Origin of the sequence: Chitinophaga sp. (assembly GCF_035564935.1) — a bacterium.
Lineage (GTDB): Bacteria > Bacteroidota > Bacteroidia > Chitinophagales > Chitinophagaceae > Chitinophaga.
The window spans coordinates 1-16,859 of the sequence record NZ_DATMTE010000260.1 but is presented as its reverse complement, the minus strand read 5'-3'; the positions used below and the strand labels follow the sequence as shown (position 1 = coordinate 16,859).

Genomic DNA, 16,859 nt, shown 5'->3' with positions numbered 1-16,859 from the left:
GATAAAGACTTCTCCGGATGGGTTTTTCCGGCAGAAGTTACAACTAACACGGCCTGTGTTTGCAGTATTAAAAACGGGCAGGCAACAATGGCGGCTGTTGCTAAGCCCCGGCCGCGATCTGTATATAGACACTGCCCATATTAAAGGGAAAGCTTCGCCGGAAAACCAGTTCCTCCGGCAAGGTGTTTTCCATTCCGCACCATTTTTCATGCAAGACCAATTCGCAAAAGTTAGCGCCGCAGAATGGCAAACAAAAGTGATGGCCCCGATAGAAAAAGAGTTACAGGCCGGAAGCAACGCTATTTCTGCATCGGGAATCCCTGCGCATTTGCAGCGCCTGCTGATGAGCGAAACACGCTACGCGTACCAATGTTACCTCAACGATTTTACCAATAACCAGATGGCATGGGCAAAGAACCCCCTCCGCGACAGCCTGTTGAATAGTGTAATGACCTGGCAACCTTTGCCAGACAGTATTACACTGGCTACCGGGTTTTATGCAAATATGATCATGGAACGGCAGGGCGCTTACCATATTTCATTACAGATGCGCAAAGGCGCAGGCGATCCGCGGCAGAAAATTGTGGAATACCTGCAAACACCTTTTTCCGTAATAGATAGCCTGGTAAAACATTATGGCGAACGACAGATGCTATCATGGTTATTCGCCCACCATCATCTTCCCGCTTCCGTGCAGGATAAAATACTGTTCAACAAAATACTCGATGCTGCAGACGGAGGCAGTTTTAATACTGCTTTCATTCTGCTGGACACCCTTCAGCATTATTTTCCAAACAGCGCATATCTTTCGCCGGCCCGGGCAGAAACACAGCGGATCCACACTATCCTGCAGCGCAATGGCATTAACCCGCAAATCGTTTTCCTAAAACCAGGTTCCATCCGCACCTTAGCTGATCTTGTAAAGCCTTACGCAGGTAAAGTGGTGTATCTGGACATTTGGGGAACATGGTGTGGTCCCTGTAAAACCGAAATGGCCTTTGAACCTGTGCTTAAAAAGCGCTATCAGCAGAAAGATATTGTATTTGTATATCTTGATATGGATGATGTTATAAAAGAAAGCACCTGGAAAGAGTATCTCCGGTATCATGATATTAAAGGACAGCATTACCGGATGAACCGGGAAGAGATAGCTGCTATATGGCAGGAAATAGCAACCGCTGGCGGGGCCATCAATCGCTATCCTACTTTTGTATTGTTCAACCGTAAGGGCGAGATCATACAAGCCAATGCCAGGCGGCCGAGCGAGCAGGAAGCGTTGTACCAGCAATTGGATGAAGCGTTGAAATAGCAACGCTGTATGAATAGTGTTTGCAATACATTTTGTAGGACGCCTTTATTTTTGTGGCGCCATCAATGAATCAAATTTTATGGCAATCATGTTTGGATCAACTCCTTTGGCAAATTCACTGATCAGATAATGCCGGTCATCCCTCGGCGCCAAACGCCACAAATTTGTTCCATCTTCAAAAATATGATTATAGCCGCGTGCTTCTAATTTGAAATAAGGCAGATGCCCTTTAATGGCCACATGCACGGCAATTATGTCGGCGCTATGGTGCCAGTCCCTGTTCCAGCCTTTCAGGAATAGTTTGTAAGCACGAGCCATAGGCGTGTGTTTATATTTTTCCCGGAAAAAGATCTTCCCTGTTTGTATACTGTCCGCGAAGGGACCACCCCCGGTAAAATAAATGCGGGTTGGCCATTCTGCAACAACATGTTGGGTAGAGCGCGGGTCGGGTTTAAAATTCCCCCATGGGTTCGGATCCACATCAGCAGGATATCTGCCTCCCATACAAACAATATGTTTTACTTTCTTTCTTACCAGGTCAATACCATTTAACCCGCTAAACTGATCGGGTCCCGTTTTTAGTAAGTTGGAAAGATTGGTAAGGTCGCCTACCGTTACAACAACCACGCTGGTATCCTGTTGGGATGCCAGTATTTTCCGGTACAACATTGTAGCTTCCGGCGTATCCTCCTCCAGTTTCACGTTATGTTTAAATTCTTCGCAAAGGCTGCGTGCATATTTGGATTTATGGTATACACCAAATCGCTGAACAGCGCCGATGGGAATATCCGGCCTGCCGTAATAGGTGTTGATCACATCCACCGCACCCGGCGACCAGGGATTAAGGCTGGATACCATCACCGCCAGTATTTCCGCGTTTCCCAGATCGGCAAACCCGTGAAGCATTGACAGTGCTCCTACATCATCCACATCAGAATCCATATCAGTATCAAAAATAATTTTTACATTTTGCGCTAAAGCGGGATGGCACAACAGCAGGTGAATGATCAATAACCCGATATACTTCGTTCGTTTCATAATGTTAGTAAGAGGCCGTCCCATCGATAAATGGGACGGCTTTCTTTTTTTAGATTTTAATAATCCGGAAGGTTTTGGTTTTCCGGTCACCTTCCAGTATCAGCATATAAGTGCCCGCTGACAGAGCGCTGATATCCTTGCTAATTTGCCGTTCGCCTTTTTGAATATTCCATTGCCGCAATATGTTGCCCTTGATATTGAACAGTGTCAGCCGCCGGTACGACTGGCCTCGCAGATCTATGGTCAGTTGTCCGTTGGTAGGATTGGGATAAAGGACAGGCCCTTTGATGTCTGTTTCTTCCGCAGGATATTCAGCTTTGCTGTAAGCCATACGGGCGGCCGGTTCGTTTTCCGCGCAATTATCAATACTGAACCAGTTGAATTTCGGACTACCGGATAATATATGCACGCCGGTATAATTGAGTGCCGGCAGCCTGATAGTATCCGTAATCGTTTGCCATACGCCGCCAGTGGATGGAACGGATATGGTGTCGAATTTATAGGTACTGTGGCCTATCCATATTTTAGACGGAGCTGTGGACAATACCCTGAAACTGATATTGTATCTGCCGGCAACAGGCACCACCAGGTTACTGTATGAAAACCAGTCGCCTCCTTTCAGGCTGGTGAAGTTCTGTCCGCCGCCAACGTCTGTACAGGTTTCCAGTACCGGCCCGGGTGCGCGGTTGGAGGCGCTTTCGGCTTCGTACTTATTATTAACGGTACAGGTATAATCTACAGTTACCACTGCGGTGTCGGATATACTGTTTCCTGTAGCTATGATGGCGAATGTGCCGGGCGTAGCGCCGGCGGTAAAGACGCCGTTTGTGTCGATGCTGTTTCCTGTGCCGGTGATACTCCAGTTCGCCTTAAAGGTATAAGGATTGTTGCGCTGGTCATAGCCTTTTGCCACGTATTGCTGGGATGCGCGTAACGGTACTGTTAACGAGTCCGGTGTGATCACAATGCGTGTAAGTGCAGGAGGGGCAATTACATGCACAATAGCTGTGTCTTGCCTGCCGCTGGCAGTGGCCATCACCAGGTAATCACCTGCAATATTACCATTAAACAGGCCGCTGCTGCTGATGCTGCCACCATTAGAGGCGGACCATACCGGCGACACGGGTAACTGGCTGCTGTCCTGTGCATACCCTGTTGCAGAAAATTGTTGCACCTGTCCTAAGGTAATGGTTGCGCTGTCTGGTTTTACAACAATGCGTTCGAGATGAACAGAATCCGAGCGAATAATGCGCAGCCAGTTGAAATTCCAGCCGTCTTTATTGGCAATAATGCGGATGGTTTGCTGTCCCTGCTCCAGTCGTATAGGCGCCGACGTAACAGTGATCCATTTTTGCCACCCGCCACTTGCCGGCAGGTTTACCGTTTGCAGTGTAGTGGTGTCCAACTGAACACGGAGACTGGAAGCACTATTGGCAGCAACACGGAACTGTATCCTGTAGGTGTCGCATTCCGGTACATCAATATCGTACTCGAACCAGGTACCGGATCCTATATAGCTCAGATCCAGGCCGCCTCCAATGTCTGAGCAAGGTTCCGTGCGATTGGAATTACTATTGTCAAAATTTTCTGCTTCTATTTTAGCCGGGATGGGCTTATAGTTGGCAGTGCGCCGGGTTACAAAAGCAGCGCCGGTTTTGGTGGTACTGTCTACAGTAGCAGTAACGATAACCTGCCCTGAGTTATTCAACGTGGCGAGTCCGTTGGCAGTTATCGTATTACCTGTGCCGGTGATACTCCATACCGGTGTAATTGCCATGGTGTGCCCGTTTTGATCCAAAGCGTTTGCGGTATACTGTTGCTGCTTCCCGGGCAGGAACGACAAGTCGGCCGGTGCAACCGTGATGCTATCCAATACCGGTGTACCAAGACCTTTCTGGTAAACGCGTGCATAGTCTACCAACATACTGTCGGGCCAGTCTGCATCCACGATTGAACCACCCATTCCCCCGCCAATGGCCAGGTTCAGGATGAGATGGAATTTCTGATCAAATGGCCAGTCTTTCCAGTCGGTATGCGGGTTGGCGTAAGACAGGATCTGCGTGGAGTCGTACCTGAACCGGATAGTATCCGGCGCCCATTCCATGGCGTATACATGATATACCGTATCAGCATCCATCAGTTTTTTACTGTTGCTGATACCTCCGCCATTGGTCCAGTTGTGGTTCTGTGTGTGTATAGTAGACAACACCGTTCCGAAGTTGTTGCCAACATGCTCCATAACATCCAGTTCCCCGCTTTTAGGCCATCCTCCATAGGCGCTGGTAGTAGGCATCAGCCAGATAGCAGGCCAGGAGCCGTGTGCGCGGGGCAGCCTGGCTCTCACTTCCACCTTGCCATAAAGGAAATCAAATTTGCCTTGTGTGATGAGCCGGGCGGAAGACCAGGGTTCTGTAGTGTTTCCTGTGGGAAAATCTTTTTTTCCTGTGATCACCAAACGACCGTTCCTCACCTGGGCATTATCGTGCGTAGTATCTGTATACACCTGCTGTTCCCCGTTGATCCATCCTTTGGGTCGCGGATCCACTGTCCATTTGCTGCGGTCGGGTTTACCACTGCCATTAAATTCGTCTGCGAATACAAGTGTCCAGTTGGGATTGCCTTCAAATACTACGTTTCCTTTTGCCGTATAGCTGGCAACGTTAGCAGTGGTCAGCTCTGCGCCTGCTATGCTGAGTTTCAGGGCAGCCCTTGAATAATTAGCCGGGGAATTGCCGCTGAGCGTAATACTTGCTGTGCTGTCGTTCATGCGTGTAACACTGCCGATAGTAACACCCGTGGGCAAATTAGCGGCTGACCAGTTAGAGAGAGTCAGCGTTGGTTTCAGTGTACCTCCTATTACGGATGCAGTCAGCACTGCGCCGTTTTCATGTCCCATCAGGATGGTAGTATCTTTTAACACGATGGCAGTGGGATTCGGGCCTTGTACCAGGTCGAAATAGAGGATACCATTGGCTTTTTTGCCATCAATGTATTGTATGGCGACGGTGTTGAAATCCGTGCGGGTTTTTACGCTCTGGAAGTTGTAGGTGGCTTCTTCCCAATGGTTCACACGGGAAGGTTTGAAGGTGAAGAATACCGCCTTGCTGTAGTTGTTGCCCGGTTGCAGTTTGAACATAATTTCATCCAGCGTGCTGCTGTACACAAGCATTTTGAAGGTGCTGTTGGTAGAGAGATCAAATGAATCTGTCAGCTGACAGCTTGTGCTCATATACTCAAAACAGCTGGTGTCTTTTGTGAATTTGGCTACCAGCGGACTGGTATTCAGGCCGGAAGGATTAGGATTAGCTACGCCAAATTCCACTTTACCGGTGGTGGTATTGCCGGCGTAATAGGTCCATTTGCCGGAGCAGAGGCCGTGCCCTTCCATATCGTCCAGCAGCAGGTATTGCGCGTTAAGTGTGCCACACAGCAGGCATAGCGGCAGCAACAATACCGGGAATTTCTTCAACCGGTTGCAACAGGTTTGCAGCAGCCGGGGTGTACGCCGCAAAAAAGTTTTTTTGCGGGCGCCAGATTTTGGTTTGCTCGTTTTCATAACGGGTTTATTTTAGGGTGGAATGGCCGGTACAGCTGTCAGCTGTACCGGCAGGGTTTTTCGGACTTTAAATGTTTAAAAGAAACAGGAGCTTCATTCGTCTATAGGTCATAAATTAGGGTTCACCACTGCATCTGCACCGGGTATAGGCATCCAGTAATTTGCTTTGGTAATATTGCCGTTCAGCTGGAGATCGCCCGGCGCCTTATTGGCATTGGCGGTTTCTACCTGCTCCAGTCTTACAAGATCAAACCAGCGGTTCCATTCACCGGCAAATTCCCAGGCCCGTTCGTTTACAACAGCTGAGGCAAAGTTGGCGCCTGACATACTGTTTGGTAAGTCAGCTAAACCAGCCCGGCGCCGTACCGCGTTAACTGCTGCATAGGCTTCGCTGTTAGGCGTACCTGTAGAACGCGCCTGTGCTTCTGCATAAATCAGCAGTACATGCGCATAACGCATCATGATTACCGGGTTATTGGACATGTACACATCTTTTTTACCAGACTGGATAGTGAACTTTTTATAATAGGGGTGATGAGTACTTGTTTGTTGCCAGGGGATAGTGGTGCCATTACTCAGTTTGAACTCGGTGCTGAAAGTGGCGTCTTTCCTTGGACCTGCAGGGAAGTTGTTGAAGAAATTCAGCTCAGGGAAAAAGTCGCTCCATCCTCCTTCATCTTCCGGCATGGTAGATAATCCATAAAAAGAATTGTAGGTGATCCAGCTTCCACGTGTAAAAAGCGTAAATACGTCTTCCACAGTGCCGCCTGCAAAAATTTTAAGGTAATCGCCAGTATAAAGGTCAAAACCGTAGGCCCCCTTATTGTCTATCACCTCTTTGGCTTTGGCAGCTGCCAGTGTATACTTTGCCTGGTCTTTCAGCGGCCATCCCGCTTCTGTGAGGTATACATCTGCCAGCAGGGCTTTTGCAGATCCTTTATTGGGCCGTCCGGCGGTACGTCTGCCATTGGGCATCCATTCTTCGGCCCGGAGAAGGTCTGCTTCTATCAGCTGATATATATCTGCCGGCTTGCTTTTCTTCAGGTTAAGATATTCCGGTGAGTATTTCTCAGACGGAATTATGGGTACTTCTCCCCAAAGCCTTGTGAGCCAGTAATAGGAAAGCCCGCGCAGGTAGCTGGCTTCGCCCACTATAGCCCGGATAGTGTCCTGGTTGCCATTCAGCACCTTGTTATAGTTGTTAATGATGTTGGTGGTAGACTGTATCGTTTTGTAACACCCCAGCCAGATGGGATTCATCCTGCTGTTCAGTGATGATACTTTAAAAAGATCAAACTCCCTGAACTCTTCCTTATTCGAGCCGGGATGTGTAGTGAGGTCGTCGCCGCCCATAGTCATGGTAATCTGCGACACGGTGGTGAAGCCACTTGTCCAGGGCACCATCAGGCTTCCGTAAGCGCCTGTAAGTACGGTTTCAAGGCCAGCCTGACTGGTTAATGCATCATCGCCGGCTACTAATCCCCTGGGACTTTCTGTTAGTTCCTTGCTGCATCCGGCTGCCAGGATCAGGCAGAGAAACAGGTATATTGTATATCTCAGATAATATCGTATAGTCATAACTGTTATTTTTAAAAGCTCAGTGTTACTCCTCCGGTGATGGTTTTTACATTCGGATAAGTTCCGAAATCAATACCCTGACGGATATCGCCGGATGATGAATTGCTTTCCGGGTCTATACCGGAATAGTTGGTCCATGTGAGGAGATTGGTAGCGCTTACAAATAGTTTGATGCCGGCAATATTTTTCAATTTGGATTTGGAAATACTATATGCCAGGCTGATATTTTTCAGGCGCAGGAAATCTCCTTTTTCCAGGAAGCGGGTGCTTTGCGTAAAGTTCCTGTTGGTTGAACTGAAGGCAGGTATATCGGAAGTTTCATTCACACCGGGAATATAGCGGTCTTTGATATCCACATAAGTGGCTTCCCGTGCGTCGGCGCCATAATACATTGCAACCGCTTTATTGTAGTTCAGCCTGTCAAATCCAAAGAGCCCCTGGAATAAGAGGTTTAGTGTAAATGCCTTGTAGGTGATGGTATTGTTCCAGCCGATGGATGTTTTCGGGATACCGGTACCGATGATATGATAGTCGTCCGCATCTATTTTTCCATCGTTGTTCAGGTCTACATAACGGGAATCGCCCGGCTTGGCGCCGTATTCACCTGCTTTTGTATCTCCCGGCTTCCAGGTACCGAGATAAGTAAGGCCCCAGATAGAGCCCAGCGGCTGTCCGGGCATCACTACAAATTCAGACTGGGGAGACATACCACCGCCGATCTTACGGGTATTGGGGTCAAAGATCCTTGTCTTACCTTCGCCCAGGGAAACTACCCTGTTCTTAATAAGCGACACATTGAATCCTGTATTCCATCGAATGGTTCCATTATCGATTACGTCGCCATCAATAGAAAATTCCCAACCTTTATTTTGTACAGCTCCTACGTTTCGTGTAATAGAGTTGCCTCCCAGGTACATAGGAACGGTTTCCTGCAACAGCAGATCACGGGTATCTTTGATAAAATAATCTGCACTAACGGATATTCTGCCCTTCAGCAATCCGATATCAACTCCTATATCTTTCTGTTCCGTGGTTTCCCATTTCAGATCAGGGTTGCCGATGTTGCCAATTACCAGGCCTACCTGGTGACTGCTGTTATTAAACGATGTTGCTATATTTGAATAGGATGAAATGGTGCTGTAAGGGCTGATTGCCTGGTTACCGGTTAGCCCCCAGCTTCCGCGCAGTTTTAAATAGTTGATGGCGTTCACCTGTTGCATAAATGGCTCATTACTCACTACCCATCCTGCCGACACGGAAGGGAAATAGCTGTACCTGTTGCTGCCACGGAATTTGGAAGAGCCATCCCTTCTTACTGCAGCAGATAAAAGATACTTGTCGTTATAGCCGTAGTTCACACGCCCTACCAAAGAAAACAGTGCCCATTTGGAATAGCCTGAGCCGGGATTGCCTGCTGTGCCAAGAGCAATATTATTCCATTGAAAATTTTCATAGGTAAGGTTGGTAGAACCGGCGGAAGAGTAATTGTAGGTAGATTGCTGATATTCCATTACTGCTGTAGCGTCCAGGCTATGCACTTTGTTGAACACCCTGCTGTAATTCAGGGTATTGGTATTTTGAAGTACAATTTCCTTGTTGGATCTTATGCTGGCGCTGGAAGTATTATTATTAGTGATCTTTCCACCAAAGGACTTGTCTTCATACTGCAGGAAGTTAGCGCCATATTGCATATTGAAAGTCAGTCCCGGTAAAATCCCGAACTTAAAACCACCGATAAGGTTTGCCAGCATCCTGTCTCTTACAGCCAGCCTGTCAACGGTGAGCGCCACCGGATTGTAAGATAATGAGCCTACAGGATCACTTACTACAAAACCGCCGCCTGCATTATACACGGGTGTTGTAGGAGCCCAGGTGATGGCCTGTGCCAGCGGGCTGCTGGCGCCATCTGCCGGAATATCTATATTTTGCGCTGTACTGTAAGAGCCGGTAATATTCAGAAACGTGGAGATACTGTTGGTAAGGTTGGCGTTAATATTGGAGCGTAACGTATACCGCTTGTAAAAGGAATTGTTGATTACCCCGTCCTGGTTGAGATAATTACCGGAGATAAAATAGCCGCCTTTATCGGTACCACCGGCTAAACTGAGCATATATTCCTGTGCAGGTGCTCTTCTGAAAATTTCATTTTGCCAGTCTGTGCCGCCTTTGGCGCGGAAATCGGCGATTTGTGCGTCTGTGAATTTTGGTGTGGTACCAACAGCTGTAGCATGTGCATTAACTGTTTCTGCAAAGTCGGCGGCGTTCAACAGGTCCAGTTTTTTAATAACGGTGGATGTTGACTGCCGTGTTGTGAAATTCACTTTCAATCCGCCCTTGCTGCCTTTGCGGGTAGTGATCAAAATTACGCCATTGGATCCCCGGCTACCGTAAATAGCAGTTGCAGCTGCATCTTTCAGTACCTGTATGGAGGCAATATCATCCGGGTTAATGGCAAAAAATTCTGCGCCTACAAAACCATCCACCACGTATAACGGGTCATTACCGCCATTCACAGAATTGGAACCACGGATGCGGATACGGGCAGCGCCACCGGGAGAGCCGGCAGAACTGGTAACCTGTACACCTGTAGCGCGGCCTTGTAATACCTGGTCGAGGCGGTTCACCGGCGCGTCCTGGAAATCTTTGGCGGTAATGGAGGAGATAGCGTTAGTGAGTGTACCTTTCTTTTGCTCTCCATATCCCACTACTACCAGTTCGTTGATATTGGAAGAGGAAGGTTCCAGTGCGAGAGACAGCTCCTTCTTCCCGTTCACTGGTATTTCCACTTTGTTGTAGCCGATGGAGGAGATCACCAGTACGGTGTTGCCATCAGGCACGGTGATCACATATTCTCCGTTCACATTGGTGAAAACCCCTTTCGTTGTGCCTTTCACCAGCACTGTGACGCCGGGTAACGGCTCTCCTTTTTCATTGGTGATCCTGCCCCGGATTTCCTGTTCGGGGGGAGCAAGAATTTCATCTGCCGCAGGTTTGCGTTTGATGACGATGGTTTTGTCTGATATGCTGTAGGTAAAAGGCAGTCCCCTGAAGCAAGCCTCCAGTGTTTCTTTCAGGGAAGCGTCTTTCAGTTGCAGGTTTACCTTCCGTTCCTGCAGCATTTGTTCATCGGTATAAAGGAAGGTATACCCGGTCTGTTTTCTGATCTCCTGGAAGATCTTATCCAGTGGCACGTTGCTCCGCGAAATGGTAACTGTTTGAGAATACCCTGTTGCATGCACCTGCAGTAGGGCAACGGTTAGTAGGAGTACCGTTAATTTCATCATCAGTAAAGTTTTTTTCGATAATCGTGGAAATTTTTTTTCCCACGCAGCACGAAGCTGCCTGCTTTGGGAATAAAGCATCAATTGCATACTTTTGTATGGTTTGGGTAAATAATGAATAATTGCTACGAGCGATTTTACATACAGACCCAGCTTTCGCCGGGAGCGGGCCAACGCTTCCGGTTTTTTGTGTCTGTATGGGTACAGGGAGTAGAATTTTTAAGGACTCATATTGTATCAGTTTTTAGTATAAATGCATCAGGGGGATACGATGATCTGTTTCCCTTTGATCTCAAAGTGTACTTCTCCGGTCATTTCCATCATTTTCAATACCCGTGATACCGGCACATTCCTGGGTATAATACCACGGAAATGCGCAGGAACGGGAGCGGTGTATATCACATCCACATCATACCAGCGTGCAATAATGCGCATGATGGACGTTATATCATTCCCGTCCAGCTGAATAAAGCCGTTTTTCCATGCAACTGCTTCTTCGGTATCTACCTGCTGCAGTAAAGCAAGCGTATGCCGTTGCCTGTCCAGGTAAGCGCCCTGGCCCGGCGCCAGTTGTTTACTGATACCGCTATTACTGACCTTTACAGCACCTTCCAGCAATGTGGTTTTCACCAGGGTTTCATCGGCATATGCCATGATATTGAATTGAGTGCCCAGCACGGCTACTTCCATGCTGTCATGTTGCCCGGTGCGCACCATCACTTTAAACGGCATTGCCCTGTTATGTGCTACTTCAAAATAGGCCTCTCCGGTTAGCTCTACCTCTCTGGAAGCGCCTTTGAAGGCAACAGGGTATTTCAGTGAGCTGGCGGCGTTAAGCCATACATTGGTCCCGTCAGGCAAGGTTACCTGGAACTGTCCGCCCCGTGGTGTACGCAGGGTGTTATACTGAACCATATCAACGTTTTCCGGGCCTCCTGTTTGCTGGGTATACAGCAGCTGACCACCAGCAGGTTGCACAACACTGGTGTTGCCCTGTTGTGTCAGCGTTCCGCTGGCGGCACTGTCCAGGGGTACCTCGGTGCCGTCTGCCAGTACGAGCATGGCCTTATTACCACCGGGAGTAACATCATTGGATGCGGGTGCGGTAGCAACAGTTGTGGATTTACGAACAGCAGGCCGCAAAAACCAGTAGGAGCCGAGGGATAGCACCAATACGGCAGCAGCAGCTGAAATCCAGCGCAAACGGCGCCATGGGTTGAGGCGGATAACAGCGGGTGATTGATCTGTTTTTTCTGTTGAATTGTTTCCCTGTCCGGCAATTTCGTTTTCCGGCCGGTCAGCCGTCAGAATCCTGCCTGCTATATCATCCCAATAGCTCATATCGTAGCCAGCCGTGGCAGTATCCGGAAGTTCCTGTAACAGCATCGCTTCCACCTGCCGGGTAATGTTGCCATTATCATCTTCCCTGATCAGCGTTATTAGTTCCTGCAACTCTGTATCAGTAGCAGAGCGCTGCATCGCCTGCTCAAGCAGGTATGTAAGGCGGTTTTGTGTAGACAATTTGAGATTGGTTTACAGTTTTTAAACGGGATGATTTTGGTATATTCTTCAAACGTGAAATATCTCCCTATATAAAAGACGCGCAAGTTTTCATTTAGGACCTACGGGAGGGAAAAATATTTTTACAATTTCAATAGCCACAAAATAAATACAGGAAACAGCATGCCCAACTGCTCAAGATGTTTGCGGATGGAATGTAAAGACCGCACAAGGGAATTTTTTATAGTATTGGGCGACAGGGAGAGCTTTACTGCTATTTCGGGTATCTTCAGTCCCTGTTCCCGGCTCAGCAGGTATATTCGTTTGGCCTGTGGGGGTAATTGCTGTACCGCAATACCCACCTGTTTTCTCATGAAAGCATAGGTCATATCCTGTTCCGGGCTAAATACGGTCTCAACCGGTGTAAGGTTGGCAATTGCCTTATGATGTACCGCCTGTTTACGCAAATAGGTGAAGCATTGATAGAGGCCAATACGGTGTAACCAGAAACGGGGTTGTTCTATTTCTTTCAGTTTGTCCCGGCTAATCCATAGCCTGAGAAATGTTTCCTGGATGATATCTTCTGTGACGGACTCAGTTTGAGTGATGCGGAATGCCATTGCTCTTAAGTGAGGAGCATATATGTGAAAAAGCTGTCTGAAAGCCGTTTCATCGCCTTCGGAAATTAATTGAAAAAGTTCGTTATTATCCTCCAGGTACGCATTCATGTGGGACAGCCTTCCCGCGAAAGTAGCAAAATAATTGGTAGTTGCCCTGTTATTGCGGATGTATCGCTGTAACGGAGATAAAAGTGAAAAGAAAATAAATCCTGACGTTACTTCATTGTAGAAAAGGAAGGCAACGCTGTTCACAGACGGTACAAAAAGTGAACTGAGGTTGTCTCAAAAGTAATTTGAGGCCACCTTTTTATTTCAGACGAACCATCTGTGCATAAAATAGGGAATGCTTCGCCCGAAGCATTCCCATGAACCAGTGAAATAGTTGTTACTGAATGATTAGCTTTTTAGTGAAACTAAATCTTTTTGATTCTATTGTCACAATGTAGAACCCTGTATTAAGCCGTGAATCGATGTCTATCTTTTTATTGCCATGAGTTTTCTTTTCGTAAAGCATTCTGCCCTGGTTATCATAAATTCTTACGAATGCATTTTCCGGCGTTTCCTGAAGAAGAATCGTAAACCTTCCTGTACTGGAAGGATTCGGATACAGGCTAACAGCGTCTTCATTCATGCTGATGTCCGATGATAATTTAGCGGCCAAAGTACCGCTTGTTCCGGCAGCGAAGGGGGAGAGATAGTTTCCGGCGATTACCTGTTGTGAAATGCCGGGACCTTGCCAGGATACAGCTACATTATCTCCACCACTGCCTTCCTTATGAAGAACTTCAATATAGTATCTCTGCCCGGCGGTTAGGTTAATGGAATTGGATTGCTGTGTGCCGTACTTATTCCATTGTCTCGAATCAGTCCAATCATTTACATAAGCTATCCTTGAGCTGTTGGCCGGGTTGTCGCTGGTGCTGAGGTATAATTCCGTGTTGTCATCTCCCGCTACCCAGAAAGTGTAGCTTCCACTTGCAGGAGGATGGATATATCCACGGATCCTGGTTCCATAGTTATCCGCCGAGTTGGTAGGACCTTCCAGGCTGGTGATCTGGTCTCTGCCCGTAGGATTGTTTGGATAGTTGGTATTGGAGGTTAGGCTGCTGATAGAAGTTCCGCTGATTCCTGTCCAGGATTCCCGCAGTATGGAGCCGGTCAGGGTAACGTTAAAGGTCTGCGTGCTCTGGCATCCTCCACTATTGGTGTAGGTGGCTACATAGTTCCCTGCCTGGTTGGCCTGGATATTTGAAATGAAAACTTCCCGCGTAGTGGCACTAAAATTATCAGGTCCGCTCCAGCTCCATGATCCTCCCTGCGTGGGCTGAGGACCAAACTGTACATTGCCCCCTGCAGCTAAAGACGCACTGGCTGCTTGCTGCCACGCTCCGCCATTAACCTGTACGTAGGGAGTAATGGATGTAGGCGTACAGGCAGCAGGATCCCAATAAATTAAACCTCTTCCTCCGCCCGCGCTCATATATACCCTTCCGGCAACGTTCATGTCTCCGATCAGCAGTGGCGCGCCTGCAAACTCATGGGCGTCATCGTTTATCCTGGCCCAGGTAGCGCCCTGATCTGTTGATCTGAAGAGGCCCGTAACGCCTGATACTGTTCCCCAGATGAAAACAGTGGGATAGCCGGCGCCAGGCATTGCCTTTCCTATGCCAATCGTTTTACAATAAGTGACATTTGAAACATTCGTATATGCCGCTCCGTAGTTGGTTGAATATTTTAATCCATTGCCGCCAAGTGGTACCCACACGTGCCCTTCAAGGCCGGGGGCTGTCCGGATCAGGGCGGGCTCCCATGGATGATTCGCGGTTGACGCACCCGGTGAGCCTGCTACTGAAAAACTGACTCCTTTATTGGAGCTCCTCAGCATTTGTCCGTTGGTTGGGTTGTAAATATAAAAATAGTTTGAATTTACCTGGTCGGCAACCGGAGCAGCGTCTCCGAGGGCTACGCCCGAACAGGCAGACCAACTGCCTCCGTTGTTCGTTGTGTAGTAGGTAGTGGTTGAACCTCCGGGGCAATGTAATATAGTCCCTCCGTCGGCGCTGACGGCAACCTTTCCCTGTGTACCCATATTGGTAGAGGCTCCCGTCCATGTAGCGCCCTTGTCGTTCGAATAGTAAACAACGTTGCCTCCGTTAGAAGCTCTTACTACTTTGTTTGTGTTACCAGCAGCATAGGCAATGCTCTGGTTGTTTCCGTCTGAAGGAGAAAGTCTTTTTGACGGATAAGCAGTTAGCGGCTCATGTACAAAGCCTGTTACATCTCCAAAGGAAGAAATAAACGGTCCTCCGGGAATGCTTATCCCATCGAGCAATGCGGTTTCCTCCATCCCGATCACATCATATTTCCATGAAGGATTTGCAGCGGTAATATCGGAACAGGTATATACTCCGCCTCCGCCGATTACCCGTACTTTTGAGAGATTGGACTGGTCAAACTCTATACAGTCCATCCAGTTAACCGCCCCGCCCACAGTCCATCCTATACCATTACTATCATAGGTGGCGTTTGTGCCGTTTTTAAGCGTCCAGCTGGTTCCGCCATCGGTAGAGAGGAAAACAAAATCGCCCCAGCCGGTACCAAACTGGTTGTTCCAATACATACCACAGGAAGAAACTATTACCCGGTTCACGTTAGTCGGATCAATGCTTATACCTCCGTATGCGTAGTCTTTTGAAGAAACGGGGGTAACGTTTGTCCATGCACCGGTAGCCGTGTTGAGTTTATACACCTTTCCATCTCCGTTACTGGATTGCGGACCTGCATCATCTGAATAGGTAACATACATGGTGGTTCCCTGCAGTGCCGCCCGGTGCGGCATAAAGCTGGTAGTTGCGGAAATGGGAGTAAAAGTGGCCCCGCCGTCTGTGCTTTTATAAATATTCGCGCTTCCCGTGCGGGAAACGCCTATATACATGGTTTGAGTGGCGCCGCCCACTACGCTGCCGGAAGGATCATAAAGTACAAAGCATATCCCGTTCCCGTTCGGCGTAGCAGTTACGCCGTTCCAGGCAAGGTTCCAGCTAACACCGGCATCGGTACTCTTCCATAATCCGTTAGCCCTGGTTCCGCAGAATAATATATTACTGTTTTTAGGATCTACGGCAAGACGTTCCCCATTCCCGCGGCCGTTTCCATTTCCGTGCGCTTTAAATTTGGCCGTAACATCTGTATAGGTAAAAGTATTTCCCTTGTCGGTGGATTTTAATATAGCCGTTCTTCCGTTGTTGATATAGGAAGTTCCGCAGAGCATATAAACATTATTGGCATTCTGCGGATCCAGCGCCAAAGCTTCCACGCCAATAAATCCATTTTCTGACTCGTTCATCCAGTCGAGGAGTTGGATCCATTTATTGTTCGCGGCATCCCAGCGGTAAGCTCCGCCTACATCCGTGCGGCAATACCTGTCGCCGGATGTTTTGTGGGTGACGATTCCGGTCACAAAACCGCCGCCACCAACAGGTGCATTCTTCCAGACATAGCCGGTGGTTTGGGCCTTCACTTTATAGCCCTGAAACATAATAATCAAGAGAAGTAAACAGGAAAAGGCAAATGTCTTTCGCCTGAAGTGAGCGCATTCTTTAAAGGACATCGAAAGTCCGGAAAACTTTTGTTTAAATGGTGCTAGTAACTTTGTTTTCATAAACGTTGAATGGTTTAGGTGAATTTAGTCCGGACAAGGCAGACGCGATAAGTCTGGTTTTACCCTTTATTGCATAAAAAGCCCGTCCGGTGCGCCACCTCATCGGCAGCAGGAGCCCGGTTCTACCAGGAATATTAGTGGTACAGATAAAATTGGTAAAATGAAAAGTGCTGCCCATTGTTTGGGTATATGACGGGAATCGGGGCAACGTGGCATTACATAGGGGAAGCCTCTGAAAAATTAGTGGCAGCAGACGTATTTTCATAACTGGATACCTTTTTCTCAATTTTTCATAACTGGAAATCTCTCTCTCGAT

At 48.1% G+C, this 16,859-nt stretch carries 8 protein-coding genes; 1 reads left to right on the top strand and 7 read right to left on the bottom strand.

Going from position 1 to position 16,859, the window contains the following annotated elements; translation table 11 throughout:
* Positions 1 to 1,309 (top strand): TlpA disulfide reductase family protein (locus tag VN105_RS06830; protein WP_325639213.1); only part of this gene is annotated, 1,309 nt, incomplete at its 5' end.
* Between the two features lie 45 nt (positions 1,310 to 1,354).
* Here the strand turns inward: VN105_RS06830 and VN105_RS06825 are convergent.
* The 7 genes from VN105_RS06825 to VN105_RS06795 form a co-directional block, all read right to left on the bottom strand.
* Complete coding sequence (locus VN105_RS06825; RefSeq protein ID WP_325639212.1) at positions 1,355 to 2,347, bottom strand: nucleoside hydrolase; 993 nt, start codon at positions 2,345 to 2,347, stop codon at positions 1,355 to 1,357.
* A 49-nt stretch (positions 2,348 to 2,396) separates the two neighbouring features.
* The gene (locus VN105_RS06820) at positions 2,397 to 5,903 is read right to left on the bottom strand and encodes a carbohydrate-binding protein (RefSeq protein ID WP_325639210.1); all 3,507 of its coding nucleotides are present in this window, start codon (positions 5,901 to 5,903) and stop codon (positions 2,397 to 2,399) included.
* Between the two features lie 108 nt (positions 5,904 to 6,011).
* Entirely contained in the window at positions 6,012 to 7,481 is a 1,470-nt protein-coding gene (locus VN105_RS06815; protein WP_325639208.1) for a RagB/SusD family nutrient uptake outer membrane protein, read from the bottom strand.
* 11 nt (positions 7,482 to 7,492) lie between these two features.
* Entirely contained in the window at positions 7,493 to 10,765 is a 3,273-nt protein-coding gene (locus VN105_RS06810) for a TonB-dependent receptor (protein ID WP_325639206.1), read from the bottom strand.
* 255 nt (positions 10,766 to 11,020) lie between these two features.
* Positions 11,021 to 12,283: a FecR family protein gene (locus tag VN105_RS06805; protein ID WP_325639204.1), complete on the bottom strand. Its 1,263-nt coding sequence runs from the start codon at positions 12,281 to 12,283 to the stop codon at positions 11,021 to 11,023.
* Between the two features lie 122 nt (positions 12,284 to 12,405).
* Positions 12,406 to 13,134, bottom strand: coding sequence for an RNA polymerase sigma factor (locus VN105_RS06800; RefSeq protein ID WP_325639202.1), 729 nt, complete (start codon positions 13,132 to 13,134; stop codon positions 12,406 to 12,408).
* A 133-nt stretch (positions 13,135 to 13,267) separates the two neighbouring features.
* Positions 13,268 to 16,420: a T9SS type A sorting domain-containing protein gene (locus tag VN105_RS06795; RefSeq protein WP_325639200.1), complete on the bottom strand. Its 3,153-nt coding sequence runs from the start codon at positions 16,418 to 16,420 to the stop codon at positions 13,268 to 13,270.
* Between the last annotated feature and the right edge of the window lie 439 nt (positions 16,421 to 16,859).

What these genes read in the sequence shown, in the direction of transcription:
- VN105_RS06825 (WP_325639212.1), bottom strand. Translation starts at nt 2,347, where the DNA reads ATGAAACGAACGAAGTATATCGGGTTATTGATCATTCACCTGCTGTTG.
- VN105_RS06820 (WP_325639210.1), bottom strand. Translation starts at nt 5,903, where the DNA reads ATGAAAACGAGCAAACCAAAATCTGGCGCCCGCAAAAAAACTTTTTTG.
- VN105_RS06815 (WP_325639208.1), bottom strand. Translation starts at nt 7,481, where the DNA reads ATGACTATACGATATTATCTGAGATATACAATATACCTGTTTCTCTGC.
- VN105_RS06810 (WP_325639206.1), bottom strand. Translation starts at nt 10,765, where the DNA reads ATGATGAAATTAACGGTACTCCTACTAACCGTTGCCCTACTGCAGGTG.
- VN105_RS06795 (WP_325639200.1), bottom strand. Translation starts at nt 16,420, where the DNA reads ATGTTTCAGGGCTATAAAGTGAAGGCCCAAACCACCGGCTATGTCTGG.